Annotated in this window: 23 protein-coding genes; 9 read left to right on the top strand and 14 right to left on the bottom strand. The window is 74.6% G+C overall.

Features of this window, described 5'->3' with window-relative positions; genetic code table 11:
• The first annotated feature begins 66 nt into the window (after positions 1-66).
• The 4 genes from WCD58_RS25515 to WCD58_RS25500 all read left to right on the top strand — a co-directional run bounded on the left by WCD58_RS25515 (position 67) and on the right by WCD58_RS25500 (position 4,749).
• Complete coding sequence (locus tag WCD58_RS25515; RefSeq protein ID WP_337705902.1) at positions 67-1,257, top strand: DUF8462 domain-containing protein; 1,191 nt, start codon at positions 67-69, stop codon at positions 1,255-1,257.
• 248 nt (positions 1,258-1,505) lie between these two features.
• The gene (locus tag WCD58_RS25510) at positions 1,506-1,841 is read left to right on the top strand and encodes a GroES family chaperonin (RefSeq protein WP_337705901.1); all 336 of its coding nucleotides are present in this window, start codon (positions 1,506-1,508) and stop codon (positions 1,839-1,841) included.
• Positions 1,838-3,868: a VanW family protein gene (locus WCD58_RS25505; protein ID WP_337705900.1), complete on the top strand. Its 2,031-nt coding sequence runs from the start codon at positions 1,838-1,840 to the stop codon at positions 3,866-3,868. Before WCD58_RS25510 ends, WCD58_RS25505 begins: the two co-directional genes overlap by 4 nt.
• Positions 3,865-4,749, top strand: a complete 885-nt coding sequence (locus WCD58_RS25500; RefSeq protein WP_337705899.1) for a DUF1206 domain-containing protein — start codon at positions 3,865-3,867, stop codon at positions 4,747-4,749. Before WCD58_RS25505 ends, WCD58_RS25500 begins: the two co-directional genes overlap by 4 nt.
• Here WCD58_RS25500 and WCD58_RS25495 read toward each other — a convergent pair.
• The gene (locus tag WCD58_RS25495) at positions 4,715-5,611 is read right to left on the bottom strand and encodes a DUF72 domain-containing protein (RefSeq protein ID WP_337705898.1); all 897 of its coding nucleotides are present in this window, start codon (positions 5,609-5,611) and stop codon (positions 4,715-4,717) included. The genes WCD58_RS25500 and WCD58_RS25495 overlap by 35 nt on opposite strands.
• 3 nt (positions 5,612-5,614) lie before the next feature.
• A complete protein-coding gene (locus tag WCD58_RS25490; protein WP_337705970.1) occupies positions 5,615-7,474 on the bottom strand; it encodes an acyl-CoA dehydrogenase in 1,860 nt (619 codons plus the stop codon).
• Between the two features lie 158 nt (positions 7,475-7,632).
• Here WCD58_RS25490 and WCD58_RS25485 point away from each other — a divergent pair, with 158 nt between their 5' ends.
• On the top strand, positions 7,633-10,020 hold the full coding sequence (locus tag WCD58_RS25485) for an FUSC family protein (protein ID WP_337705897.1): 2,388 nt from the start codon (positions 7,633-7,635) through the stop codon (positions 10,018-10,020).
• On the opposite strand, the gene WCD58_RS25480 is transcribed toward WCD58_RS25485, so the two are convergent.
• The 3 genes from WCD58_RS25480 to WCD58_RS25470 form a co-directional block, all read right to left on the bottom strand.
• Positions 9,963-11,267 (bottom strand): D-arabinono-1,4-lactone oxidase, encoded by a 1,305-nt coding sequence (locus WCD58_RS25480; protein WP_337705896.1) that lies wholly within the window; start codon positions 11,265-11,267, stop codon positions 9,963-9,965. The two genes, WCD58_RS25485 and WCD58_RS25480, sit on opposite strands and share 58 nt — an antisense overlap.
• A gap of 80 nt (positions 11,268-11,347) precedes the next feature.
• Positions 11,348-11,917, bottom strand: a complete 570-nt coding sequence (locus tag WCD58_RS25475) for a DoxX family protein (RefSeq protein ID WP_337705895.1) — start codon at positions 11,915-11,917, stop codon at positions 11,348-11,350.
• Positions 11,918-12,111: 194 nt separating this feature from the next.
• Complete coding sequence (locus WCD58_RS25470; protein ID WP_337705894.1) at positions 12,112-12,693, bottom strand: hypothetical protein; 582 nt, start codon at positions 12,691-12,693, stop codon at positions 12,112-12,114.
• 305 nt (positions 12,694-12,998) lie between these two features.
• On the opposite strand from WCD58_RS25470, the gene WCD58_RS25465 reads away from it, so the two are divergent.
• Positions 12,999-14,603, top strand: coding sequence for an SDR family oxidoreductase (locus WCD58_RS25465; RefSeq protein WP_337705893.1), 1,605 nt, complete (start codon positions 12,999-13,001; stop codon positions 14,601-14,603).
• A 50-nt stretch (positions 14,604-14,653) separates the two neighbouring features.
• Here WCD58_RS25465 and WCD58_RS25460 read toward each other — a convergent pair whose 3' ends face one another.
• Together WCD58_RS25460 and WCD58_RS25455 are read right to left on the bottom strand one after the other, a co-directional pair.
• The gene (locus tag WCD58_RS25460; protein ID WP_337705892.1) at positions 14,654-15,529 is read right to left on the bottom strand and encodes an aldo/keto reductase; all 876 of its coding nucleotides are present in this window, start codon (positions 15,527-15,529) and stop codon (positions 14,654-14,656) included.
• Positions 15,530-15,667: 138 nt separating this feature from the next.
• Positions 15,668-16,597 (bottom strand): NAD-dependent epimerase/dehydratase family protein, encoded by a 930-nt coding sequence (locus WCD58_RS25455; protein WP_337705891.1) that lies wholly within the window; start codon positions 16,595-16,597, stop codon positions 15,668-15,670.
• Positions 16,598-16,630: 33 nt separating this feature from the next.
• On the opposite strand from WCD58_RS25455, the gene cutA reads away from it, so the two are divergent.
• From cutA to WCD58_RS25440, 3 genes are all read left to right on the top strand, one after another.
• Entirely contained in the window at positions 16,631-17,017 is a 387-nt protein-coding gene (gene cutA / locus WCD58_RS25450; RefSeq protein ID WP_337705890.1) for a divalent-cation tolerance protein CutA, read from the top strand.
• 11 nt (positions 17,018-17,028) lie between these two features.
• On the top strand, positions 17,029-18,234 hold the full coding sequence (locus WCD58_RS25445) for an MFS transporter (RefSeq protein WP_337705889.1): 1,206 nt from the start codon (positions 17,029-17,031) through the stop codon (positions 18,232-18,234).
• A gap of 111 nt (positions 18,235-18,345) precedes the next feature.
• Entirely contained in the window at positions 18,346-18,879 is a 534-nt protein-coding gene (locus WCD58_RS25440) for a hypothetical protein (RefSeq protein WP_337705888.1), read from the top strand.
• A 10-nt stretch (positions 18,880-18,889) separates the two neighbouring features.
• On the opposite strand, the gene dnaB is transcribed toward WCD58_RS25440, so the two are convergent.
• The 7 genes from dnaB to WCD58_RS25405 form a co-directional block, all read right to left on the bottom strand.
• On the bottom strand, positions 18,890-20,281 hold the full coding sequence (gene dnaB / locus WCD58_RS25435; RefSeq protein ID WP_373696279.1) for a replicative DNA helicase: 1,392 nt from the start codon (positions 20,279-20,281) through the stop codon (positions 18,890-18,892).
• A gap of 629 nt (positions 20,282-20,910) precedes the next feature.
• Positions 20,911-21,360 (bottom strand): 50S ribosomal protein L9, encoded by a 450-nt coding sequence (gene rplI / locus WCD58_RS25430; RefSeq protein WP_337705887.1) that lies wholly within the window; start codon positions 21,358-21,360, stop codon positions 20,911-20,913.
• Positions 21,361-21,371: 11 nt separating this feature from the next.
• Positions 21,372-21,608 (bottom strand): 30S ribosomal protein S18, encoded by a 237-nt coding sequence (rpsR, locus tag WCD58_RS25425; protein WP_116707953.1) that lies wholly within the window; start codon positions 21,606-21,608, stop codon positions 21,372-21,374.
• Between the two features lie 39 nt (positions 21,609-21,647).
• On the bottom strand, positions 21,648-22,184 hold the full coding sequence (locus WCD58_RS25420; RefSeq protein WP_337705886.1) for a single-stranded DNA-binding protein: 537 nt from the start codon (positions 22,182-22,184) through the stop codon (positions 21,648-21,650).
• Positions 22,184-22,510 (bottom strand): 30S ribosomal protein S6, encoded by a 327-nt coding sequence (gene rpsF / locus WCD58_RS25415; protein WP_444876327.1) that lies wholly within the window; start codon positions 22,508-22,510, stop codon positions 22,184-22,186. Before rpsF ends, WCD58_RS25420 begins: the two co-directional genes overlap by 1 nt.
• A 142-nt stretch (positions 22,511-22,652) precedes the next feature.
• Positions 22,653-23,615 (bottom strand): hypothetical protein, encoded by a 963-nt coding sequence (locus tag WCD58_RS25410; RefSeq protein WP_337705884.1) that lies wholly within the window; start codon positions 23,613-23,615, stop codon positions 22,653-22,655.
• Positions 23,616-23,786: 171 nt separating this feature from the next.
• Complete coding sequence (locus tag WCD58_RS25405) at positions 23,787-25,430, bottom strand: glycosyltransferase family 87 protein (RefSeq protein WP_337705883.1); 1,644 nt, start codon at positions 25,428-25,430, stop codon at positions 23,787-23,789.
• Positions 25,431-25,455 lie beyond the last annotated feature (25 nt).

The following is a 25,455-nucleotide window of genomic DNA, read 5'->3' as shown; positions in this document are numbered from 1 at the left end:
GGCGCTAGAGAACCCCATAGTGTCCGAGGGAGACGAAGCCTGCGGAGCTCGACCCGGAGAGTGCGCATGGACCCCGTGCGGAACCCGTACGCCCCCGGTGCGGGTCAGCGCCCGCCCGAGCTGGCCGGCCGCGACCGCGAGGTCGACGCGTTCGACGTCGTCCTCGAGCGGGTCGCGCGCGGCCGCCCGGAGCGCAGCCTCGTGCTCACCGGGCTGCGCGGGGTGGGCAAGACGGTGCTGCTCGGCGAGCTGCGCTCGATGGCGGTGCGGGCGGGCTGGGGCGCGGGCAAGCTCGAGGCCCGCCCGGACGCCGACCTGCGCCGGCCACTGTCGGCGGCGCTGCACCGGGCGATCCGCGACCTGGCCGTCCACCACCGCGCGCCCGACCGCGTCGAGGAGACCCTCGGGGTGCTCAAGGCGTTCGCGCTCAAGGCGACGCCGTCCGACGCGAAGATCAAGGACCGCTGGCAGCCGGGCATCGACGTCGCCGTGCGCACCGGGCGCGCGGACTCCGGCGACATCGAGATCGACCTCGTCGAGCTGTTCGGGGTGTGCGCCGAGCTCGCGGCCGACGTCGGCGTGGGCATCGCGCTGCTCATCGACGAGATGCAGGACCTGCGCGACGACGACGTCTCCGCCCTGTGCGCCGCGTGCCACGAGCTCTCGCAGTCCGGCGCGCCGCTGGTGGTCGTCGGCGCCGGCCTGCCGCACCTGCCCGCCGTGCTGAGCGCCTCGAAGTCCTACTCCGAGCGGCTCTTCCGCTACGTGACGATCGGTCAGCTGGACCGCGCGGACGCCGACCTCGCCCTGACCGTCCCCGCCAAGCGCGAGGACGCCGAGCTCACCGAGGCCGCCCTCGACGCGCTCTACGAGGTCTCCGGCGGCTATCCGTACTTCGTGCAGGCCTACGGCAAGGCGGCCTGGGACGCGGCGGTGCGCAACCCGATCGACGCCGACGACGTCCGCATGGCCGCCCCGGAGGCGAGCGCCGAGCTGGCGGTCGGGTTCTTCGGCTCCCGCTACGAGCGCGCGACCCCCGCCGAGCGGGAGTACCTGCAGGGCATGGCGGAGATCGCCGAGGGCCGCGACGAGCCGGTGCCGACCTCGAAGCTCGCCGCGCACCTCGGCCGCAAGCCCTCGTCGCTCTCGCCGGCGCGCGACAGCCTGCTGCGCAAGGGGCTCGTGTTCTCCGCCGAGCGCGGCTGGATCGCCTTCACCGTGCCGCACTTCGGGCGCTTCCTGCTCGGCCGCGACTAGGTCCGACGAGGCCCGGCTCGTCCGAACGGGTGAACCGGGACCGCCCCGGTAACGCGCCCCGGTCCGGGGACGAACTACCCGGCGAGCCCCGTGGCGCTGCCGGACCCCCGACCTGGCAGGGCCACGGGGCGTTCCACGTTCCGGGCCTTCTCGGCCCGCTGCCGGCCCTCTCCGTGGCCGCGCGCGACCCGTCCGCGGCACCCGGCCCTGCGCACTGGGCCGATCCGGGCGCCCCGTACGATCCCGGCGTGTCGGATCCCAGGCTGGAGATCCAGATGCTCCACGACCGTGTGATGGTCGCCCCCGTCCAGGGCGAGGGTGAGCGTCGCAGCAGTGGAGGCATCGTGATCCCCGCGACCGCCCAGCCCGCCAAGCGGCTGGTGTGGGGCGAGGTCTACGGGACGGGCCAGCACGTCCGCAGCGTGGCGGTCGGCGACCGCGTGCTCTACGGCCTGGACGACCACTTCGAGGTCGACGTCTCCGGCCGCAGCTTCGTGGTGCTGCGCGAGCGCGACCTGCACGCGGTCGCGAGCGAGACCAGCGAGTCGACGAGAAGTTCGAGCGGGACGGGGTTGTACCTGTGACGTCACCAGGGGGACGGACGCCCGAGGACACGACCGTCGACGGCGACCCGTCGCCGGACGCCCTCGACGAGCCCACCCGGGCGATGTCCGGCGACACCGTCGGCGCGCCGGGCAGCACCGTGGTCGGGTCGCCGCTCGAGACCGAGACCTCGGTGTCCGACGCGCCCGACCACGTGGCGCCGGACCACGTCGAGACCACCGACCCCGACCGCACCGCGTGGATCCCGACGGTCCCGGGCGACGGGCCGCCGCCCGCCTCCGGTGCCGACGAGGCGTCCTCGGGCGGCGGGCGCCGGCGCCCCCTGCTCATCGGGGCGGCCGTCGTCGGGCTGCTCGCGGCCCTCTACATCGGCGACCTGCTGCTGTCCTCCACCGACGTGCCGCGTGGTGTCGCCGTCGCCGGCGTCGAGATCGGCGGTATGAGCAAGCCCGAGGCCGAGGAGGCGCTGACCTCGCAGCTCTCCGGCCGCACCTCCGAGCCGGTGGCCCTGGAGGCCGGCACGGCGACGGCCACCGTCGACCCGCGCGCCGCGGGCCTCGAGCTCGACGTCGAGGGCACCATCGCCCGCGCCGGCGAGCAGCCCTTCAACCCCTGGACGCGGTTGACCTCGCTGTTCGGCACCCGCGACGTCGCCCCGGTCACCCGGGTCAACACCTTCGCGCTCGGCCAGGCGCTCGACGGCGTCCGCCCGCAGCTCGACCGCCCCGTCAGCGAGGGCACCGTCCGCTACGAGGGCACCGAGCCGGTCGCCGTCCCGTCGGTGCCGGGCTCCGTCGTCGACGGGGCCACGGCCGGCCAGGCCGTCGTCGACCACTGGCTCGACCCCGCGCCGGTGGCGCTGCCCGTCACCGAGACCCCGGTGACTGTGACGCCCGAGGGCATCCAGCGCGCCATCGACGGCTTCGCCCGCCCCGCCGTGGCGGGCCCGCTGACCGTGGTCGGCGACGCGAAGAACGCCACCGTGACCACCCGCGCGATCACCTCGTTCGTCCGGTTCACCCCCGACGGCAACGGCGGTCTGACGCCCGGCATCGACGAGCCGGCCGCCATCGCGGCGATCGAGCCGCAGCTGCGCACGACGGTCACCGAGCCCCGCGACGCGACGCTCGCCTTCAACGGCGCCGCCGCCACCGTGGTGCCGGCCGTCGTCGGCCGTGAGATCGACTGGCCGCGGACGTTCTCAGGGGTCGTCGAGGCCCTCGGGCGCCCGGACGGCGAGGCCCCGCCGGTGTTCACCCCGCCGCCCACGGCCCCCGGCGCGGAGCCCGCGGCCCCGCCGCCCGCCACCGGCCGGGCGATCAACGCCGTGTACACCACCACCCAGCCCCGGGTGACCACCGAGTCGCTCGAGGCCCTCGGCCCGGCCGAGATGATCGGCGAGTTCACCACCCGGGGCTTCAAGCCCGACTCGGGCCAGAACATCCGGCGCGTCGCCGAGATCGTGAACGGCCAGGTCATCGCGCCGAACTCGGTGTTCAGCCTCAACGAGGCGTCCAGCCCCCGCAACGAGGCCAACGGCTTCGTGCCCGCGGGCATCATCGACGACGGCGCCCCGGGCCGCGGCGTCGGCGGCGGCGTCTCGCAGTTCGCCACGACGCTCTACAACGCCGGCTACTTCGCCGGGCTCCGCAACGTGGAGCACAAGGAGCACAGCTACTACATCAGCCGCTACCCGGCGGGGCGCGAGGCGACGGTCTTCGAGGGGTCGATCGACCTGCGCCTCGGTAACGACGGCCCCACGCCGATCTACATCCGGACCCAGTGGACCCCGTCGTCGATCACGGTGCAGCTCTACGGCATCAAGCGCTACGACGTCACCTCGGAGCCGGGGCCGCGCACCAACCAGACGCCGCCCGGTGTCCGTGACCTCGGCGGCAACCCGGAGTGCAACGCCTCCCAGGGCTCCGAGGGCTTCACGATCACCGACACCCGGGTGCTGCGGAACCTGCAGTCCGGCGAGGTCCGCCGCGAGCCGCGGACCGTGCGCTATGAGCCGCAGCCCACCGTCACCTGCAACGGCCGGTGAGCTCCTCGGCGGAGGCCTCGTCGGACGACTCGTTCTCGCGCACCGTCGACGGTGCGCGCGACCGGCTGCAGGACGTCGGCCGCGGCGACGGGGAGGGCGAGGCCCCGCACCGGGCCGTCGAGCTGCTCGGCCGCGTCGGGCTCGTCGGCTACGGGCTCGTGCACCTGCTGATCGGGGTGCTCGCCGTCCAGGTCGCGACGCAGGGCGGCGGGCAGGCCGACCAGCAGGGCGCGATCGCCACGCTCGCCGCCGAGCCCTTCGGCTTCGTGGCGATCATCGTCATCGTCGTCGGCCTCGTGGCCTTCGCACTCTGGCAGGGCATCGCCGCCGTCTCCGGCTTCCGCTGGACTTCGGGCTGGAGCCGCACCCAGCGCCGGATCGGGGCGGGCGGCAAGGCGCTCGGCGTGCTCGGCGTCGCGCTCGTCGGCGTCCAGCTGCTGGTCACGGGCTCGTCGGGCTCGAGCAGCGGCGGCTCGCAACAGGCCACCGCGAGCCTGCTGACCCTGCCCGCGGGCCAGGTCCTCGTGGGGCTCGTCGGCGTCGTCGTGATCGTCGTCGCCGGCGCGACCGCCTGGTCCGGGTTCACCGCCGACTTCGCCGAGGACCTCGACTGGTCGCGCATCCCCGCCCGGCTGCGGAAGCCGGTGCGGTGGCTGGGGATCGCCGGGCACGTGCTGCGCGCGGTGGCGTTCGCCGTGATGGGCGTGCTCTTCCTCGTGGCCGCGTTCCGCGCCGACCCCTCGTGGGCGAGCGGCCTCGACGGCGCGCTGAAGACCCTCGCCGCGCAGCCCTACGGCCCGCTCCTGCTGATCGTGGTCGCCCTCGGCTTCGTGGCCTTCGGCGTGTTCACGATCGCCGAGGCGAGGGCGCGCCGGATCTGACCCGCTCCCGCAGGCCCATCGCGTCGAACGGGGCATGCACCTTGACGTCGTTGTCGAAGTAGACGACGACGTCGCGGCCGTCCGGTGCCGCGGGCGGCGGGTCGTCGGGGGCGACCGTGTCCTCCGAGGTGGGCGCGTTGCCGGCGGCCCAGGCGCGGATCCGCTCCGCCCAGCGGTCGAGGGAGGCGGCGGTGTAACCGCTGGCGTAGAGCTCGGTGTCGCCGTGCAGGCGCACGTAGACGAGGTCGGCGGTGACATCGTCGAGGCGCGGGAACGTGCCCGCGGTGTCCGCGACGACGAGCGCGACCCCGTACCGGCGGAGCTGGGCGACGAACCCGGGGTCGCGGAAGGTCGCGTGCCGGACCTCAATGGCGTGGCGCAGCGGGCGGTTCGGTTCGCCGGTCTCCGTGCAGGGCTCGGGGACCTTGTCGGTGTGCCCGGCGGCCATCGCGGCGGCCTCGCCGGCGGTGCGGGGCAGCAGGGCCAGGAAGTCCTCGATGCGCGCGGCGTCGTAGCCGAGGTTCGGCGGCAGCTGCCAGAGGACCGGCCCGAGCTTGGGCCCGAGCGCGAGGGGGCCGGAGGCGAAGAAGTTCGCCAGCCCGACCTCGACGCCGCGCAGCTTCTTCATGTGCGTGACGAAGCGCCCGCCCTTGACCGCGAACACGAAGTCGTCCGGCGTGCGCTCCGCCCACGTGCGGTAGCTCGAGGCGCGCTGCAGCGAGTAGAACGAGCCGTTGATCTCGACGGTGTCGAGACGCTCGGCGAGATAGGTCAGCTCACGACGCTGGACAAGGCCCTCCGGGTAGAACACCCGCCGCCAGGGCGGGTAGATCCACCCGGAGGTCCCGATCCGTACCGCCACGGCTCAGAACGATGCCACGTCCAGTTCCATGATCGAGTTCTCGGCGCCCTCGATGATCGCCCGGCGCGACGAGAGCTCGGGCAGCACGTTGCGCGCGAAGAAGCGCGCCACGGCGATCTTGCCCTCGTAGAACGCCTGGTCACGGCCCGCGCTGCCGGCGTCGAGCGCCTGACCGGCGACCTCGGCCTGGCGCAGCAGCAGCCAGCCGACGAGCATGTCGCCGACGCTCATGAGGAAGCGGACCGCGTGCTGGCCGACCTTGTAGAGGTTGGTGACCTCCTCCTGCGAGGACGTCAGGAAGCCGACCATCGCCCCGAGCGACGCCTGGACGTCGGCCAGCGCGGTGGCGAGCAGCGCCCGCTCCTCCTTGAGCCGCCCGTTGCCGCCCTCGGCGTCGAGGAACGCCTGGACCTGGCCGGCGACGTGCATGAGCGCCTGGCCGTTGTCCCGGACGATCTTGCGGAAGAAGAAGTCCTGCGCCTGGATCGCCGTGGTGCCCTCGTACAGCGAGTCGATCTTGGCGTCGCGGATGTACTGCTCGAGCGGGTAGTCCTGCAGGTAGCCCGAGCCACCGAGGGTCTGCAGCGAGTGGATCAGCTGCTCGGAGGCCCGCTCCGACCCGACGCCCTTGACGATGGGCAGCAGCAGGTCGTTGACCTTCTCCGCGAGCGCGATCTCCTCGGCGGACACGGCACCCCGCTCGGCCTCGGGCGCCTCCCCGAAGCGGATCACGTCCTGGTAGGTCGAGGTGAACGTGTAGACCGCGCGCAGACCCTCAGCGTACGCCTTCTGCGTCATGAGGCTGCGGCGCACGTCGGGGTGGTTGGTGATCGGGACGCGCGGGGCGGTCTTGTCGGTCTGCTTGGTGAGGTCGGCGCCCTGGACGCGCTCCTTGGCGTACTCGAGGGCCCGCAGGTAGCCGGTCGACAGCGTGCCGATGGCCTTGGTGCCGACCATCATCCGCGCGTACTCGATGACCTGGAACATCTGGGCGATGCCGTCGTGCACGTCGCCGAGCAGCCAGCCGATGGCGGGCGTGCTCGTGGCCCCGAAGGTCACCTCGCAGGTGGCCGAGGCGTTGAGGCCCATCTTGTGCTCGACGTTGGTGACGTAGGCACCGTTGCGCTCGCCCGGCTCGCCCGTCCGGTCGTCGAAGTGGAACTTCGGCACGAGGAACAGCGAGAGGCCCTTGGTGCCCGCCTTCGCGCCCTCGGGGCGGGCGAGCACCAGGTGCATGATGTTCTCGTTGAGGTCGCCGGCGTCGCCCGAGGTGATGAAGCGCTTGACGCCCTCGATCGACCAGGTGCCGTCGCCGTTGTCGCGGGCCTTGGTGCGCCCCGCGCCCACGTCGGAGCCCGCGTCGGGCTCGGTGAGCACCATCGTGGCGCCCCAGCCGCGGTCCACCATGAGCTGCGCCCAGCGCTGCTGCTGCTCGGTGCCGTTGCGGTAGACCACCGAGGCGAAGTTCGGGCCCGCCATGTACATGAAGACCGGCGCGTTGGCGCCGAGGATCATCTCGCCGGCGGCCCACTGGACGGTGGGCGGGACGCCCATGCCGCCGATCGCGTTGTCGGCCGAGAGCCGCCACCACTCGCCGTCCCACAGCGCCCGGTACGACTTCTTGATGCCCTCGTCGAGGTGGGCGGTGTTGGTCGCCGGGTCGAAGCGCACGGGGTTGCGGTCGCCCGACTCGTAGGAGTCGGCCAGCGGACCCTCCGCGATCGACGCGACCTCGCCCAGCAGGGCGCGGGCCGTCTCCTCGTCGGCGTCCGCGAACGGGCCGGACCCGAAGCGGTCCTGGACGCGGAAGACCTCGAAGAGGTTGAACTCGATGTCGCGGACGTTCGCCCGGTAGTGGCCCATCCCGCCTCGCTCCTGTGTCACCGTGGTGTCGGCCGACGTCTTCTACCGACCGGTAACCCGAGACTATTACCCACAGGTAACCCCTGTCGAGGACGGTCCGGGCCCGTTCGCTCGTGCGAGACTCCGCGGGCCGGGGAGCGCAGCCGAGGGAGGAGCGGGTGAGGGGGCGGCGATCGGGCGGGTCCCTCGACCTGCGGACGTGGCTCGCCGGCGTCGACCCGGGCCTGATGCGCCTGCGCCTCGCGTCGATCGCGGTCGCCGCGATGGTGCTCGCGGTCGGGGTGGTGGCGCTGGTCCGGGCGCTGCTGGCGCCCGCCGAGCCCGTCACCGTCCTGCTGTTCGCGGGCGTGCTGGCGATGGTCTCCAACCTGGCGGTCAACGAGCCCGACCTGCCGCGGCGCCGGGTCACCACCGCCCTCATGCTCCTGCCCGCGGCGGCGAGCACGGTCGCCGGCGCGTTCATCGCACCCCACCGGATCCCCGCGGCCGCGGCGTTCGTGGCGGTCATGGTGCTGGCGGTCTGGGTCCGGCGGTACGGCCCGCGCGGGTTCGCGCTCGGCATGGCGGGCTTCATGCCGTTCTTCTTCACCCAGTTCCTGCAGGTCGCGCCGGCGCAGGTGCCGTGGCTGCTGGTCGCCGTGGTGGTGGGGATCTCCTCGACCCTGCTGCTGCGTGGGGTCGTGTTCGCCGAGCGCCCGGCCCGCACGCTGCGGCGGATGGTCACCGCGTTCCGGGCGCGGGCGTACGCGCTCGTCGGGGCGACGGACGCCCTGCTCGCCGCGATCGGCGGGGACGGGCCGGACGAGGGTGACCTCGAGGCGCTGCGGCGCACGCGCGCCCGCCTGCAGGAGGTGTCGCTGCTCGTCGAGGACACCCTCGAGCAGACCACCGCCGGGCGGGTCTGGCCCGGCCTCGAGGACGACACGCTGGCCCTGCGGATCGCGGACGCGGAGCTCGCGCTCGAGCGGCTCTCCGTCGTCACCCGGCGCCTCGCGCTGCCGCAGCGCAACGACCCGCAGGAACCGATCGACGCCGTCGTCGTCGCCGCGCTGCGCACCGGGCTGCGACACCTGCAGACGGCGCTGACGTCCGGCCAGGCGCACCAGGCGATCCTGGAGGCGGCCAACGACGCCCGCGCGGCCGTCGCCGGGCTCGTCGCGGACACGCGGCCCGGCCACGAGCGCGTCCAGCGCACCGCCTTCGCCGTGCGCCGCGTCGCCGACGCGATCCACCACGCCCAGGTCGACGCGCCGGCGCGGCGCCCCGACGGCGGGGCCCCGGCGGCCGCCCCGCTGCGTCCGCCGCCCCCGCCGGCCGGTGGCGGCCCCGCCCCGGACGCCCTCGCCGACCGGCCCCCGCCCGACGAGCGGCCGGGCCCGGCGTCGGAGCGCCCCGAGGACGACGACGTGGGCCGGGAGGAGACGGAGCGTGCTCCGGGGGCCGGCGGGATCGCGCTGTCCACCCGGCAGGCGGTGCAGGTCGGGGTCGCGGCGACGCTGGCGATCGTCGTCGGCGAGCTGATCGCGCCGTCGCGCTGGTACTGGGCCGTGATCACCGCGTTCGTGGTGTTCGCGGGCACCAACAGCCGCGGCGACCTGCTCTCCCGCGGCTGGGGACGGGTGCTCGGCACGGTCGGCGGCGTGGTCGCCGGGATGGGGCTCGCGGCGCTCGTCGGCGGCAACACGGTGGCCTCCCTGCTGCTGCTGGCCGCGTGCGTCTTCCTCGCGCTCTACCTGGTGCGGGTCTCGCCGTCGATGCTCGCGTTCTGGATCACCGCGGTGCTGGCGCTGGTCTACGGCCTCATCGGCCAATTCAGCGTCCAGACGCTCGTGCTGCGGATCGAGGAGACCGCGATCGGCGCGATCGCGGCCGTGGTCGCGGCGTTCCTCGTCCTGCCGCGCGGCACCCGGACGGCGTTCGGGGAGGCCGTGGGCGAGGTCGTGGACGCCATGGACCGGGTGCTCGCGGAGGCCACCGACCGGCTCGTCGGCCGCCGGACCGCGGCGCCGCCCCGGGAGGGCGTGCGCGCGATGGACGACGCCCTGGCCACCCTGCGCCTGCGCGCCCAGACCCTCGCCGCGCCGTTCGCCCGCCGCCGGGCGCGGTCGAGCTACCAGCGCGGGCTGCGGGTGCTCGTCGTGTGCGACGTGTACGCGCGCTCGCTGGCCCGCACCGCCGACCATGTCGCCGACCCCTCCTGGGCCGCGACCCTGGACCCGGCGGCGGCACGGGTGCGCGCCAACCTCGACGGGCTGCGCGACGTCCTGGTCCGCGGCCGGCGGGCCTCCGACGGCGGGCAGGTCCGCGCCCGCTCCGCCGAGCGCCTCGTCGACGCCGCCGAGGAGCACGCCGCGCGGACCGGGGACCCGCAGCGCCGCGCGACCATGCTCACCGCCGCCCGGCTGCTGCGCCGGATCGACCAGGCCGTGGTCGGGCTCGCCGTCGACCTGGGGGCCGCCGAGGACCCGGACGACACCGACGAGGAGGGTCAGTCGCCGAGCACCGCGTCGAGCGCAGGCGTGGCGAACACGCGGTCGGGGTCGTAGTCGTCGCGGACCCGCCGGAAGTCGGGCAGGCGGGGATAGGCGGCCGCGGTGTCCTCGACGGTCCAGTCGGAGCGCGAGGCCCAGTGCGGGCGGCCGCCGTGGTCGCGCAGCACGCGCCACGCGCGCTCGAGGACCGGGGCGTGATCGGTGCCGCGCGGGACGCGCACGGCCACCCAGCCGGTGGCCCGGTCGTGGGCGGGGTGCAGCCAGCCGGTCTCGGGCGGCCCGACCCGCAGGCGCACGGGCAGCCCGACCTCGAGACCGTCGTCGGCGAGCGCGGCGAGCAGCTGCCGGGTCCCGGCGGCCATCGCGGCGCGGGGCAGCGCCCACTCGGTCTGCTCGAAGCGCACCGCGGGCGGGCTGGAGAGCACCCGGTGCATCGGGCCGGTCGCGGTGACGGTGCGCGCGAGCCGCGACACCGCGCGGTTGAAGCGCGGGACGAGGCGGGGCAGGGCCCGCTCCACGAGGACCGCGCCGCCGAGGGCGTTGCGCCCGGTGGCCCCGGCGACCGTGACGCCGACGGTGCGCTCGGGGGCGTCCTCCTCGTCGTCCGCCTCGTCGGTGTCGGCGTGCTCGGGGCGCGGCTCGACCCAACGGGTCAGCGCCGTGCTCGCCGACGGGAAGACCGCGGCCTCGACCACCGGGTGGGCGGTCCAGAAGTCCTCGGTGAGGACCTCCTCGACGGGGCGCGGGGCGCGGGTGACCCGGACCCGGCCGGCGGGCACCACCGCGAGCTCCGCCTCGAGCACGACGCCGAGGGCGCCGAGCGAGGTGCGCGCGGCGTCGAGGTCGGCGGCGGACACGTCGCGCAGGCGCCCGCGACCGTCGACCAGGCGCAGGCCCGCGACCGCCGCGGACAGCGAGCCGACGGCGGGCCCGCTGCCGTGCATCCCGACGGCCAGCGCGCCGCCGACCGTGGGGGCGGCGAGCTCGAGGGGCGCCTCGAGGGCGAGCCCGCGACCGGCGAGCTCCTCGTGCAGCCGGGCGAGCGTGGTGCCGGCGCGGACGCGCACCGTCGGACGGCCGCCGCGGACGCCGATGCCGGTGATCCCGCTGAACGCGGAGAGGTCGACGTGCACGCCCTCGGTGACGGCGATGGCGCTGAAGGAGTGCCCGGACCCGACGGGCCGGACGGCCTGGCCGCGCTCGGCCGCGCGGCGGACGACCGCGGAGACGCCGCTGTCGTCGAGCGGGCGCACCGTCGCCGTCGGCCGGCACTCCTGGCCGCCGGACCAGTTCGTCCACACGGCCGCCACCCTAGGGGCTCACGCCGCGCGGCGAGGACCGGTGCCGGGGCCGCCACCGCCGGCGGCGGCCCCGCGCGCGATCACGACGCCAGCGAGCCGATCGCGACGTCGACGCCGTCCACCACGTTCTTCCGGACCTTGTCGCCGACCTCGCGGAGCTTGTCGCCCGCGTCGTCGGAGTGCCCGGTGAGCTCGTCCGCCCGCTTCGCGAGCTTGCGGGCGGCGCGGCGGCCGCGCCAGCCCAGCGACGGCTTCCCGCCGGTGTCCACCGCGGCCAGGATCAGCCCGCCCAGGATGCTGACGTTCTTGAGGAACTGCTGCTGGTCGGCCTGCTTCTCCGCCGGGTCCGACTTCTCCCAGAACGGGTGCCCGGCCACCGTGGTCGGCACCAGCGTGGCCGCCAGCGCCAGCGACGCGAGCCGCGGGAGCTTGTTGACCGCCAGCAGCGACCCCGCGGCGATCTTCACCCCGGCGTCGATGCGGACGAGCTGGTGGGGCTCGGACGGGACCTGCTCCGGCAGGCTCGGCGCCGCCTTCTCCAGCAGCGGCGTGGCCTTCTGGATGCGCGGCTCGGGGTTGAGCAGGGTGTCGACCCCGCCCTTGATGAAGATGGCGGCCAGCATGGGCCGGGCGAGACGACGGACGATCACGGGAGCGACCTCCACGGGCGCGACGAACAGCTCGACTGGGGCGCCGGAACGGACTCGCCAGAGGCCGACGGGGCCGCGCAGGGCCGACCAGCGGCCGCAGCATAGCCTCGCACCGGAGCCCCGTTCGGAGCCCGCCCGAAGCGCCGGGCCGCCCCGGACGGGGCGGCCCGAGGGGTCGTTACCCGTCGCGGGCGTCAGCGACGCAGGGCGTGCCGCCCGCCCCGGATCTCCTCACGCCAGGCGTGCCGGCCCCCGCCGTCGCCCCGCGCCTCGTCCGACCGCGGGCGGCGGCGACGCTCGGCGCGGCGGCGCAGCTCGTCCTCGGGCGACTCGTCGAGGCCCGCGGCGCTGGAGCCGTCTTCCCGGAGACGCAGCGCAGCGGAGCTCGACCCGTCCACAGCGGGCGGCGGCACCGTCGGGACCTCCGAGAGGCGGCCGCGTCGCCGTCCTGACCCGTCCTGGACCGGCAGCGGCCCGGACCCGGGGTGGGGCTCCGGCACCGCGAGGGCGTCGCGGTCGCGGTAGGCCCGCCGCGGCCGGGTCCTGTCCTCGGTCAGCTCGTGGAAGATCGGCGTCGGCTCCCCGCCGGTCTGCCCGAGCGTCGCCAGGGCCCGGTCAGCGCCGACCCTGGTCTCGCGTGCCGTCGGCTCCGCACGCCGCAGCGCGCCGATCCCCGCCCCGGGCCGCTCCAGCGGCGAGGGCTCGTCCCACACCCACGTGCCGTACGCGTCCAGCCGCCACCCGCCGGCCCCCGAACGCGCGTCCCCGGTCCCCATGTCGTCCCGCCACACCCACACGATCTCTCGACCTCCCCGACTGCTGATCGTTCAGCTCGCCACCCCGCACCGCCGAACGGCGCAACGGCATCGAGCGTCTGGTCCCCTCTACGGCAGCCGCGCGCGAAGACTTGGGGGGCGAATCGGGACCGATTCGCGACGACACGGCCTTTCGCCCGCGACACGCCGAGGGATCCCCCGGGCGTGTGTCACCCCGATAGCGGCATCGGGGTTTGAGGACCGGCGGGAACGGGTCGGTAGCGGTCGACACTGCGGGGCGGCGCGCCAGGCACGACGATCGCCTCGTGCGATGCGTGGTCACCGGCGCGACCGGTTACATCGGCGGGCGTCTGGCCCCGCGACTGGCGGCCGAGGGCCACGACGTCCGGTGCGTCGTGCGCAACCCCGACAAGATGCGCGACGTCCCCTGGGCCGAGCAGGTCGAGATCGTGCGCGGCGACGTGCTCGACGAGGAGTCGATGCGGCGCGCCTGCCAGGGCGCCGACGTCCTCTACTACCTCGTGCACTCGCTGTCGGAGAAGGGCTTCGCGGCCGTCGACCGCCAGGCCGCCATGATCAGCGCGCAGGCCGCCCGCGAGGCCGGCGTGTCGCGGATCGTCTACCTCGGCGGCATGCACCCCGACGGCGTCGAGCTCTCCGAGCACCTCGCCTCGCGCGCCGAGGTCGGCGAGATCTTCCTGCGCTCCGGTGTCCCCACGGTCGTCCTGCAGGCCGCGGTGATCCTGGGGTCGGGGTCGGCGAGCTTCGAGATGCTGCGCTACCTCACCGAGCGGCTGCCGGTGATGCTCACGCCGTCCTGGGTGCACCACCGCGTCCAGCCGATCGCGATCCGCGACGTCCTGCACTACCTGGTGCGGGTCGTGACCCTCCCGCACGAGGTCAACCGCACGTTCGACATCGGCGGGCCGGACGTGCTGACCTACCTGCAGATGATGGAGGGCTTCGCCGAGGTCGCCGACCTGCCGAAGCGCGCCATGCTGCCCGTCCCGGTGCTGACGCCGCGGCTGTCCTCGCACTGGGTCAACCTGGTCACCCCGGTGCCGCGCTCGACGGCCGTGCCGCTGATCGACTCGCTGATCCACGAGGTCGTCGCGACCGAGCACGACATCGACCGGTTCATCCCGCAGCCCGAGGGCGGGCTCACGGGGTTCCGGCGCGCCGTGTCGCTCGCGCTCTCGCGCATCGGGTCCGGGCAGGTGGAGACGCGCTGGTCGGGCGCGAACGCGAGCTACGCCCCGTCGGACCCGCTGCCCTCGGACCCGGAGTGGGCGGGCGGCACGGTCTACACCGACGTCCGCGAGCGCCCGTCGACCGCGTCGGTGGAGAACGTCTGGCACATCGTCACCGGGATCGGCGGCGAGCGCGGCTGGTACTCGTTCCCGCTGGGCTGGTGGGCGCGCGGGGTGCTGGACCGCCTCTTCGGCGGGGTCGGGCTGCGCCGGGGCCGCCGGGACGCCGACTCGCTGAAGGTCGGCGACGCCCTCGACTGGTGGCGCGTCGAGGAGTGCCTCGACGAGGCCCACGGCCCGCGCGAGGACGGCACCGAGCTGCGGCCGGGCGAGCGGCTGCTGCGCCTGCGCGCCGAGATGAAGGCGCCGGGCCTCGCGTGGCTCGAACTGCGGGTCGCGCCGACCGAGCAGGGCTCGCTGTACCGCCAGCGGGCGATCTTCTTCCCGCACGGGCTCGCGGGCCACGCCTACTGGCGCGTCATCGCCCCGTTCCACGTCCTGGTCTTCGGCGGCATGGAGCGGCGGATCGTGGCGGCCGCCGAGCGGGCGGAACGCGGTGAGGACCCGGACCCGCCGACCGGGCTCGTCGCGCGGCTCAAGGACCGCCGGGCCCGGCGCGACGCCGAGCGCGCCCGGCCCGCGCGACGCACCGGCACGTGATCTCGTGAGCGGACTCCGGTGCCATGGCACCGAAGTCCGCTCGCGAGGGGTCAGGCGGCGGCGTCCAGGGTGGCGACGGTCTGGCGGTCGAGCTCCAGCGACGCGGCGCCGCAGTTCTCCTCGAGGTGCTCGAGCGAGCTGGTGCCCGGGATCGGGAGCATCACCGAGCTGCGCTGCAGCAGCCACGCGAGGGCGACCTGGGCCGCCGTCGCGCCGAACTTCTCCGCGGCCTGCTCGGCGGCGTTGCCCGGCTCGGCGAGCTTGCCCGCGTCGGCGGGCGCCCACGGGATGAAGCCGATGCCGTGCTCGGTGCAGTGGCGCAGGACGTCGTCGGACGAGCGGTCCACGAGGTTGTAGCGGTTCTGCACCGAGGCGACGTCGACGATCCTGCCGGCGGCCTCGATGTCGGCCACCGACACCTGGCTCAGCCCGACCTCGCGCACCTTGCCCTCGCGCTGCAGGTCGGCGAGCAGACCGAACTGCTCGTCGGCGGCGACGTGCGGGTCGATGCGGTGGAGCTGGAAGAGGTCGAGCGTCTCCACGCCGAGGCGGCGCAGGCTCATCTCGGCCTCCTGGCGCAGGTAGTCCGGGCGCCCGCAGGGGATCCACCGGTTCGGCCCCGTGCGCAGCAGCCCGGCCTTCGTCGCGACCGTCACCCCGCGGTAGGGGTACAGCGCCTCGCGGACGAGCTCCTCGCTGACGTACGGGCCGTAGGAGTCGGCCGTGTCGACGAAGTCCACGCCGAGGTCGACCGCGCGGCGCAGCACGGCGAGGGCGTTGTCCGGGTCCTTCGGCGGACCCCAGATCCCCTCGCCCGTCAGGCGCATCGCTCCGTACCCGAGGCGGCGGACCGTGAGGTCCCCGCCGAGCGTGAACTGTCCAGAGGCGGCCACGACGCCGGCCCCGACCTCGCTGTCGTCGGTCATCTGCTCACTCTCTCCCGGCCGTGTCAGGTTCAGCCGTGGGACCCAGCCTGGCATCCACGGCCGACCTGCGCGGGCGGGCGTGTCCGATGTCCCACCGGACCCTTCCGCACGGCCCCGGACGACTGACGCCCGGGTTCGTCATGCGGACATCCAGCGGGCCGTGATCGCGAGCCCCTCGGCGATCCCGCGCGGGGCGGCGCCGAGCGCCCGGGCGCCGCCGTCGCGGACCCGGTAGCCGCCGAGGTGGCCGTACACGACCGAGCGGTCGGCGAACGGCGGAGCGTCCGCGGAGAGCTCGCTGCCCTGCGGGAGCGCCCGCACGCGGTGGGGGCTGCCGGCGAGCTCGCAGTAGGTGTCGAGCACCTCCGGGAAGGACGCGATCTCGCCGCACAGCACGTAGCGCCGGCCCGCCTCGCCGGCGGTGAACGCCAGGAGCTGGCCCGCGGCCACGTCGTCGGCGAGTGTCCAGCCGACGCGGGTGTCGACGATGCCCGCGACCTCGCCGCGGGCGGCCGCGGCGAACAGCTGGTTGTAGCTCAGCGGTCCGCGCGGCGAGGGTCCGTAGACGTTGACGACGGTCGCGACGACGGCGTCGAGCCCGTCCGCGGCGACGGCGTCCAGCACGACCGCCTCCGCCTCGGCCTTCGTGACCGAGTAGGGGTCGGTGAGCGCCGTGCCGCCCGCCGCGTCCTCCGCGACGACGCAGCCGGGCCCGTCGGGGTCGGGGACGCAGACGGCGGCGCTGGTCGAGGTGTGGACGAGCCGGCGCACCCCGGCGCGGCGGACGGCCTCGACGACCCGGCGCGTACCGCCGACGTTGAGCTCGCGCGCCTCCGGGCCCGGCATGCCCACGGCGGCCGCGAGGTGGAAGACGCCCTCGCAGCCGTCCATCGCCCGGGCCAGGGAGTCGGCGTCGGCGAGGTCGGCGGCCACCCGCTCGATCCCGGCGGGCAGGACGTCGGCGCGGGACGGGTCGCGGACGACCGCACGCACCGCGTGCCCCTGCCCGTGGAGGAACGCGGCGACCGCCGACCCGACGAACCCCGTGGCACCCGTGACGAGGAGCATCGGCGCATCGTGGCACGGACCCGGGAGACGCCGATGACATCGTCCGAGACGACCGCCCGTGTCGTCCTGACCACCACCGACTCCGCCGACGACGCCGAGCGCCTGGCCCGCGTGCTGGTCGACGCGCACCTCGCGGCCTGCGTGCAGATCGCCGGACCGGTGCGCAGCGTGTTCCGCTGGGAGGGCACGGGAGACGCAGCGGAGCGGAGCTCGGCCCGTGGAGCGGTGTCGGTGGAGCCGGAGTGGCAGCTCTGGCTCAAGACCGACGTGGCCCGTGTCGACGACCTGACCGCCCGCCTCGTGGCCGAGCACACCTACGACGTGCCCGAGGTGCTGGTCCTGCCGGTGGTGGGCGGGCACGGGCCGTATCTGGCGTGGGTGACCGACGAGACGCAGCGGGAGCAGGCTCCTGACAGTTAGCCTCGGCAACGATGTCGATGTCGGTGGTGTCCGCGGAGCCGGCGGCCCTGCGTCGCGGGCAGCCCGGCTTCCGGCCCGTCGCCGTCGGCCTGTTCTTCGCGGGCTTCACGACGTTCGCGCTGCTCTACGCCACGCAGCCGCTGCTGCCCGCGCTCGTCGACGCCTACGGCATCACCCCGGGCACCGCGTCGCTGTCGATCTCGGTGACCACCGCCGCGCTCGCCCTGGGTGTCATCCCGGCCAGCGCGCTGTCGGAGCGCTGGGGGCGCCGGCCGGTGATGGTGGGCTCGCTGGCCGCCGCGGTGGTGTTCGGTCTCGCCGCGGCCGTCGCGCCCGGGTTCGGGATGCTGCTCGTCCTGCGGGCGCTCGAGGGCCTCGCGCTCGCCGGCCTCCCCGCGGTGGGCATGGCCTATCTCGCCGACGAGATCCACGGCGAGCACCTCGGCGGCGCGATGGGCCTCTACGTCGCCGGCAACTCGGTGGGCGGGTTCGGCGGCCGGATCGTGGTCAGCTCGCTCGCCGAGCTCACCGGCTCGTGGCGCTGGGCGCTCGGCGGGATCGCACTGCTCTCGGCCGCCTGCCTCGTCGTGTTCGCGCTCGTCCTGCCCGCCTCCCGCCGCTTCCGCCCGGCGCCCGTCGGGGTGGGCGAGCTGGTGCGCACGGCCCGCGCACACCTCGCGGACCCCGTCATGCGCCGGCTCTACGGGGTCGGGCTGCTCGTCATGGGCGTGTTCGTCTGCGCCTACAACTACGTGACGTTCCTGCTGCTCGGCCCGCCGTTCCGCCTGCCGGCGCTCCTGGTCGGGTTCGTGTTCGTGCTCTACGCGGTCGGCACGGCCACCTCGACCCGCGCCGGGCGCCTCGCCGACCGCCTGGGTGCGCGCCCCGTGCTCCTCGGCGCCGCCGGGGTGGGTGTGGTCGGCGCCGTCGCGATGCTGGTGCCGTCGGCGGGCGTCGTCGTCGCCGGGCTCGCGCTCGTCACCGTCGGCTTCTTCGCCGCCCACACCGTCGCGAGCGCCTGGGTGGGCCGGCGCGCCGAGCACGGCCGCGCGGTCGCCTCCGGGCTCTACCTGGGCGCCTACTACGTCGGCTCGTCGGTGGGCGGGACGCTCGGCGGCGTCGCGTACGGCGCCGCCGGCTGGCCCGCGACCGTCGCCTTCATGGTCGTCCTGTTCGCCCTCGCCGCCCTGGTCGCGCGCCCGCTGCGCTCGGCCTGACGGAGGGTGGCGACGGGACCACTCGGGCGAACCACCACGGCCACCCGGACGGCTCTCGTCGCGAGGTGTCCGGACGGGCCATCGTGAGCGTGATCGTCACGAGGGGGCGCCATGGGCGAGGACGACATCCGCCTGCTGACCGTCGAGGAGCACCTGTTCCTCCGTGACGTCCGCCGCCGCACACCTCGCGGGATCGACCTCATGGGCAGCGGGCGGTGGGCCGACCTCGCCGCGCACTGGGGGGACCTCGAGGGCCGGGCGATGTTCGACGTCGGCTACGCGAGCTGGGCCGCGGACGCCGGCGCGCGGCGGGTCGTCCTGATGAGCCAGTTGCAGCTGCTGGTCGCCCGCCTGCAGCTCGCGGCGGCGGGCCACCGGCGCCACCTCGGCCCCGCCGTCGACCTCCTCGGTTCGGTGACGCGCCAGGGGGCCTTCGCGCCCGCCGAGTTCGGCGACCCGCGCGTCGCCGAGGTCTCCAACGCCAACTTCCTCACCGTCCTGCGCGCCGCGCAGGAGTGGGGCGAGGCGGTGTGGGGGCCGTCGCGGCTCGGCACCCTCGGCGACCGCGACGACACCGCCGTGGCCGCCGCGCTGGGCGCCACGCGACGCCGGGTGCGCGAGCTCGAACGACGCACCGCGGCCTGAGCGGGCGCGCTCAGCCCCGGGCGATGTCGCTGAACCGGCTGTAGTGCAGCTGGTGGGCCACCGTGATGGTGGCCGTGGGCCCGTTGCGGTGCTTGGCGAGGATGAGGTCGGCCTCGCCGGCCCGGGGGTCGTCGCGCTCGAACGCGTCGGGGCGACTGATGAGCATGACCATGTCGGCGTCCTGCTCCAGCGACCCGGACTCACGCAGGTCGGAGAGCATCGGCTTCTTGTCGGTGCGCTGCTCGGGACCACGGTTGAGCTGGCTGATCGCGACGAGCGGGACCTCGAGCTCCTTGGCCAGCAGCTTGAGCTGCCGGGAGAACTCGGAGACCTCCTGCTGGCGGGACTCGACCTTCTTGCCCGAGGTCATCAGCTGCATGTAGTCGAGGATGATCAGCTTGAGGTCGTGGCGCTGCTTGAGCCGCCGCGCCTTCGCCCGGATCTCCATGATCGTCATGTTGGGCGAGTCGTCGATGAACAGCGGCGCCTCGCTGATCTCGCTCATGCGCCGCGCGAGCCGCGTCCAGTCGTCGTCGGTCATCGTGCCGGCGCGCATGTCCGCCAGACGGATCTTCGCCTCGGCGGACAGCAGGCGCATGACGATCTCGGTGCGGCTCATCTCCAGGGAGAAGAACGCCGAGGTCAGACCGTGTTTCACGCTTGCTGACCTGGCAAAGTCCATGCCCAGGGTGGACTTGCCGATACCCGGCCGCGCGGCCACGATGATCATCTGGCCGGCGTGCAGGCCGTTGGTGACGTCGTCGAGGTCGGTGAACCCGGTGGGCACGCCGAAGGACACGCCGCCGCGCGAGGCGATGGCGTCGATCTCGTCCATCGTCGGCTGCAGGACGTCCTCGAGCGCGACGTAGTCCTCGGTGACGCGACGGTCGGTGACCTCGTAGACCGCGGCCTGGGCGCGGTCGACGATGTCGTCGGTGTCCGAGCCCTCGGCGCCGTGATAGCCGAGCTGCACGATGCGCGTACCCGCCTCGACCAGCCGCCGCAGGATCGCGCGGTCGGCCACGATCTCGGCGTAGTAGCCGGCGTTCGCGGCCGTCGGCACCGTCGCGATGAGCGTGTGCAGGTACGGCGCGCCGCCGATGCGCAGGAGCTCGCCGCGCTTCTCGAGCTCGGCGGAGACCGTCACCGGGTCGGCCGGCTCGCCGCGGCCGTAGAGGTCGAGCACGCACTCGTAGACCGTCTGGTGGGCCGGGCGGTAGAAGTCGTCGGGCTTGAGCATCTCGACGACGTCGGCGATCGCGTCCTTGGACAGCAGGATCGCCCCGAGCACCGACTGCTCGGCGGGGAGGTCCTGGGGCGGCTGCCGGTCGAACTCCGGCGGGGAGGCACCCGGCCGCTCCGGTCCTCGTCCGGACGTCCCCCGATCGTCCAGCACCGCCACGACGGTCACTCCCTCCCGCTCGCCCGGACGCGGCACGGAGACCCGTGCCCGTCGAACACCTGTTCTAGCAGCGCCCACCGACAGCCCGGCGGGACCGGCGCAGCAGGTACGCCGCGCGAGTCCCGCCGCGGCCGTCGCGACCGCGTCGACGGCACGTTAGGTCCCCGCCGTCCGCCGTTCCAGCGGCCCCTGGGGATGGCCTGGGGACAAGACCGGGATCGGTCCACCGAGCACACCTCCACCGTGGGCACACACCTGGGGACAACCTGTTGGCAACCACTCCTGTGGGTGTGTCGGTGCAGGTCAGCGACCTGTGGGTACTGTGGACAACAAGTGGATGAAGGCGGCCCGGCGCGTCGCGCGAGGGCGTGTCGTCGGCGTGTTCGCGCGCTCGCGGCCCGTGTCGAGCCGAACGGGGCCCGGGGCTCGCCGGACGGCCCGTGAGTGATCGACGACATCGCGTGGCCACCTCCCGGTCACCGGTCGTCGCACGGTGGAGTTCCGCGGAGATCGACGGAGATCCGGGCCCGCACACACGTCGGGCCCGGACCGCGCGTGGCGGTCCGGGCCCGAGGTGGGGTGCGGGAGACGGGCGGAGCCGGAGCTCGACCCCGTCGATCCGGCGAGGGTCAGCCGCCCTGGACGTCCAGGGGCAGCGCGACCGCGACGTCCGGGTGCAGCCGCACGGTGACCTCGTGGTCGCCCGTGGACTTGATGTGCCCGGTGATGTCGATGAACCGCTTGTCGAGGTTCGGGCCGCCCTGCGAGCGGACCGCGGACACGACGTCGGCCGGCGTGACCGAGCCGAAGAGGCGCCCGCCCTGGCCGGCCTTGCCGGTGACCGTGACGGTGCCGAGGCCCTGGATCTGCCCGGCGACCTCCTTGGCGTGGTCGAGGTCGCGGATCCGCTTGCCCTCCTGGGTGCGGCGGATCGTCTCGACCTGCTTCTGCGCGCCGCGGGTGGCGACGATGGCCAGCCCGCGGGGCAGCAGGAAGTTGCGGCCGTAGCCGTCCTTGACCTCGACGGTGTCGCCGGGGCCGCCCAGGTTCGGGACGTCGGCGGTGAGGATGAGCTTCATGTCGGCCTCCCTCAGCGCGCGGTCGAGGTGTAGGGCAGCAGGGCCATCTCGCGCGAGTTCTTCACCGCGGTGGCCACGTCGCGCTGGTGCTGGCTGCAGTTGCCCGACACCCGGCGTGCACGGATCTTCCCCCGGTCGGAGATGTACTTCCGCAGGAGGTTGGTGTCCTTGTAGTCAATCAGCTGGTTCTTGTCCTTGCAGAAGGTGCAGACCTTCTTCTTGGGCTTGCGCACCGGCGGCTTCGCCATGGTGTTTCTTCTCCTGAGCAGAACTGGGATGTGTGAGATCTAGAAGGGGGGCTCGTCGTCGTAACCGCCGCCGCCCCCACCCGAGGAACCCGCGGCCGGGGCCGAGGCCCAGGGGTCGTCCGACCCTCCGGACCAGCCACCGCCGCCGCCGCCGGAGCCTCCGGAGCCGCCGCCGTAGCCGCCGCCCCCGTTGCCGCCGCCACCGCCGCCCCGCGAGGCCTTGGTGACCGACGCGGTGGCGTAGCGCAGCGAGGGGCCGATCTCGTCGACCTCGAGCTCGATGACGGTGCGCTTCTCGCCCTCACGGGTCTCGAACGAGCGCTGCTTGAGGCGGCCCTGCACGATCACGCGCGCACCGCGGGTGAGCGTCTCGGCGACGTTCTCCGCGGCCTGACGCCAGATGTTGCAGCGGAGGAACAGCGCCTCGCCGTCCTTCCACTCGCCGCTCTGGCGGTCGAAGGTGCGCGGCGTCGACGCGACCGTGAAGTTGGCGACGGCGGCACCGGACGGCGTGAACCGCAGCTCCGGGTCGGCGGTGAGGTTGCCGACCACGGTGATGACCGTGTCGCCGGCCATCAGTTCGCCTTGCCCCGGCGCCCGGCGAAGGCGGGGTCGCGACGCATGACCTTGGTGCGGAGCACGGACTCGTTCAGCGCGAGCTGACGGTCCATCTCCTTGACGGTCGCGGGCTCACAGTTGATGTCGAGGACGGCGTAGATGCCCTCGGCGTGCTTCTCGATCTCATAGGCCAGACGGCGACGGCCCCAGACCTCGACGTTCTCGACCGTGCCGCCGTCGTTGCGGACGACGTTGAGGAACGTCTCGAGCGACGGGGCGACGGTGCGCTCGTCGAGGCTCGGCTCGAGGATCACGACCAGTTCGTAGTGGCGCACGAGAACCACCACCTCCTATGGGCTGCGCGGCCACGGACGTTCCGTGGCAGGAGGGTCTCGTGGCTCAAGGTTAGCAATCGGCGACCGCTGCCCCGTCGAGGCCCTACCAGGTCCGACGCAGCAGCGCGCTCCCCGGTTCCGTCCGGTTTCCTCAGGCGGGGACGGGGGTGCGCGGGGCCGCCGTGGTGGCGGCCTCCTCGGCGTCCTCGGGCTCGTCCTCGTCGACGGGAGCGTCCTCGAGCTCGCCCCGCGCCTCGTCCCCGGCCGGCTCGTCGGTCTCCGGGGCAGCCGGAGCCGCCGGGGTGGCCGGCGCGGCCTTGCCCAGCACGATCCGCCGCACCGCGAACGCCGCGACGCCCGAGAGCGCGAGGACCGCGATGAGCGCGGGCACGCCCACGCCGCCCTCGGTCAGGCCGTCCACCGGCAGGGCCTGGACCTGGCTCGCCGTGGTGACCGCGCTGGCCGCGTCGTAGCCGAGGTAGGCGGGCGCGCCGGCACGCAGGCCCGGGAACGCCGAGCCGAGCAGCATGTTCGGGTCGTAGGTCGCGAGCCCCGGGGCCGGGCCGCTGGCCGAGCGCAGGAACGACGACGGCAGCGTGCCGAAGGCGGGCGCGAACGCGGGCGCCGCGGCCGCGGCCTGCTGCGGGGTGAAGGTCGGCGCGGCCGCGGCCGGCGGGATCACGGCCGCGGAGCGCGGGGTGGTCGCCTGTGCCTGCGGGGTCGGCGCGAGCACGGCGCCCGTGCCCCGGCTCAGCTGGTCGGTGGCCGGCCGCAGCGGCGGCGCGGCCTGCGCGACGCCCGCGGTGACGGGCTCGACGACCTGGACCTGCACGCGGCAGAGCAGCCCCCCGACGCCGCCGAGGACCTCGCGGATCGGCGCCATCCCGCGGCGCACCTCGCGCTCGAACGGGAGCCCCAGCTCGGGGATCACCTTCACGGTCTGGCCGGGCTCCGCGGAGACGGTCTGGCCGCAGCGCGCCTCGACGACGTCCTCGTCGGCCGCCGGGGCCGACGGGGCGGCCAGCGCGGGGCCGGCGCCGAGGAGGAGCGAACCGGTCACCAGCCCACCGGCGAGGACGGCCGTCAGCAGGCGGCGGGGAGCACGCAGCGCCATGAAAGGGGACCTTTCTCGGAATGCCCGGGGAGTGCCGGAGGACCCCGCGGGGGAGCGGGCCGACCGGCGGCACGTGGTGACCAACGAGGAGGTCGCCCGGTGGTGACGCCCAGCCTCACCCGGCCGCCGAGCTCGTCGCCCAGCGACACGCCCGCACCGCGGCACCCGACCTCATCGAGGGACTCCAGTGCGCTCCCGCCGGCGCAGCGGGCGCGCCACCACCTCGATGACGGCGTCGGCGCGTGACAGGCGACGGGTGTCGTCGGGCGCCCCGTCGAGGACGCCGCCGTCGGGGTCGTCGAGACCCCGCGAGAACGACGGGTCCCGCGGGGTGCGCACGGGGTCGCGCTCCGGGCGCAGCACCGACCGCACGACGAGCCCGGCGATCACCAGCACGGCGACGTCGCGCACGACGACCGCCCCGTAGAACCACGGCGCGGGCAGGCCCTTGGCGTCGGTCCCGAGGTAGTAGTACATCCGGGGCGCCCACAGCAGGGCGTCGATCAGCATCCACGCGAGCAGCGGACGCCAGCGCGGGTAGGCGAGGACGGCGAGCGGCACGAGCCACAGCGAGTACTGCGGGCTCCACACCTTGTTGGTCAGTAGGAACGCGACGATCACGAGGAACGCGATCGCCGCGAACCGCGGCCGCCGCGGCGCCTTGACCACGAGCACCGCGATCGCGAGGCAGCACACCGCGAACAGCACCGCGCTCACGGCGTTGAGCACCGACGGCGGCTCCCCGGGCGCGAGCGTGCCGTCGAACCCGCTCCACCCCGTGAAGCCCGAGACGACGTTGTAGAGCGAGTCGGGGTCGGCGCCGCGCTGCCCGTTGAGCCGGAAGAACTCCCACCACCCGGTGGGCGCGGCGAGCGCCAGGGGCAGGTTGATCAACGACCAGGTCAGCACCCCGGCGGAGGTCGCCTGCGCCCAGGCCCGCAGCCGGCCCGCCCGCAGGCACAGCAGCAGGAGCGGGAAGAGCAGGAACAGCGGGTAGAGCTTGGCGGCGGCGCCCACGCCGAGGATCACCCCGGCGAGCACGGGTCGTCGGCGGGCCCACGCGAGCATGCCGAGGGTCGCGGCGGCGACGGCGAGCGTGTCGAAGTTGGTGAAGGCGTGCACCGCGACCAGCGGTGACACGGCGGCGAGCGCGGCGTCCCAGGGACGCCCCGGTCGCAGGCGCACCAGCGCCCAGATCGTCACCAGCCACGCCAGGGCGAGCCAGAACGCCGACAGGTCGAAGTACACGACCACCGCCAGCCCGCCGGGGAGCAGCCCGGCGTCGGCGCCGGCCAGCCAGGCGTCCGCGAGGCGGGCGTTGGCCCACTGGAAGAACCCGGTGAGCACCGGGTACTCCATGTACCGGACCTGCTCGCTGCCGTCCTCGCGCCGGTCCACCCACGACGTCAGGTAGGGGACGCCGCCGACGTCGAGCCGCTCCGCGGTGTAGAGCGGGACGGTGTCGGAGTAGCACATCGCCACGTACTGGCGCCCGTCGCGCCAGTCGAGCTCGAGCCCGTTGTCGCCGGGGTACTGCTGCAGGCACGGCGCCTTGGCGAACCAGGCGAGCGCGAGCGTGACGACCGCGAGGAGCAGCACGACCCGCAACGGCGTGAGGAATCGCGCACGGCCGGCCACGGCGTGCTCGCCGAGCGGGCCGCCGACCACGGAGGACAGCGACGCGACGAACGGGTCCTCCTGGGTGGGCCGCACCCGCTGGTCCGGCCCGAGCGACGCCGGGTCGTGGGCGCGCGCCCGTCCGGTCGGACCCCCGCCGGCGTCACCGGTGCTGCTCCGGGTCGGTGCGCCGGTCATGCGGTCCCGCCGGCGGGGTATCGGT

This window comes from Actinomycetospora flava, from assembly GCF_037400335.1.
GTDB lineage: Bacteria > Actinomycetota > Actinomycetes > Mycobacteriales > Pseudonocardiaceae > Actinomycetospora > Actinomycetospora flava.
This window is presented reverse-complemented; position numbering and strand designations above follow the sequence as displayed.

Bases quoted from the DNA above. Each gene is read 5' to 3' on its own strand.
- WCD58_RS25515 (WP_337705902.1), top strand. From the start codon at position 67: ATGGACCCCGTGCGGAACCCGTACGCCCCCGGTGCGGGTCAGCGCCCG.
- WCD58_RS25490 (WP_337705970.1), bottom strand. From the start codon at position 7,474: ATGGGCCACTACCGGGCGAACGTCCGCGACATCGAGTTCAACCTCTTC.
- WCD58_RS25470 (WP_337705894.1), bottom strand. From the start codon at position 12,693: ATGGGGACCGGGGACGCGCGTTCGGGGGCCGGCGGGTGGCGGCTGGAC.
- WCD58_RS25460 (WP_337705892.1), bottom strand. From the start codon at position 15,529: ATGACCGACGACAGCGAGGTCGGGGCCGGCGTCGTGGCCGCCTCTGGA.
- WCD58_RS25455 (WP_337705891.1), bottom strand. From the start codon at position 16,597: ATGCTCCTCGTCACGGGTGCCACGGGGTTCGTCGGGTCGGCGGTCGCC.
- cutA (WP_337705890.1), top strand. From the start codon at position 16,631: ATGACATCGTCCGAGACGACCGCCCGTGTCGTCCTGACCACCACCGAC.
- WCD58_RS25445 (WP_337705889.1), top strand. From the start codon at position 17,029: ATGTCGATGTCGGTGGTGTCCGCGGAGCCGGCGGCCCTGCGTCGCGGG.
- WCD58_RS25440 (WP_337705888.1), top strand. From the start codon at position 18,346: ATGGGCGAGGACGACATCCGCCTGCTGACCGTCGAGGAGCACCTGTTC.
- rplI (WP_337705887.1), bottom strand. From the start codon at position 21,360: ATGAAGCTCATCCTCACCGCCGACGTCCCGAACCTGGGCGGCCCCGGC.
- rpsR (WP_116707953.1), bottom strand. From the start codon at position 21,608: ATGGCGAAGCCGCCGGTGCGCAAGCCCAAGAAGAAGGTCTGCACCTTC.
- WCD58_RS25420 (WP_337705886.1), bottom strand. From the start codon at position 22,184: ATGGCCGGCGACACGGTCATCACCGTGGTCGGCAACCTCACCGCCGAC.
- WCD58_RS25410 (WP_337705884.1), bottom strand. From the start codon at position 23,615: ATGGCGCTGCGTGCTCCCCGCCGCCTGCTGACGGCCGTCCTCGCCGGT.
- WCD58_RS25405 (WP_337705883.1), bottom strand. From the start codon at position 25,430: ATGACCGGCGCACCGACCCGGAGCAGCACCGGTGACGCCGGCGGGGGT.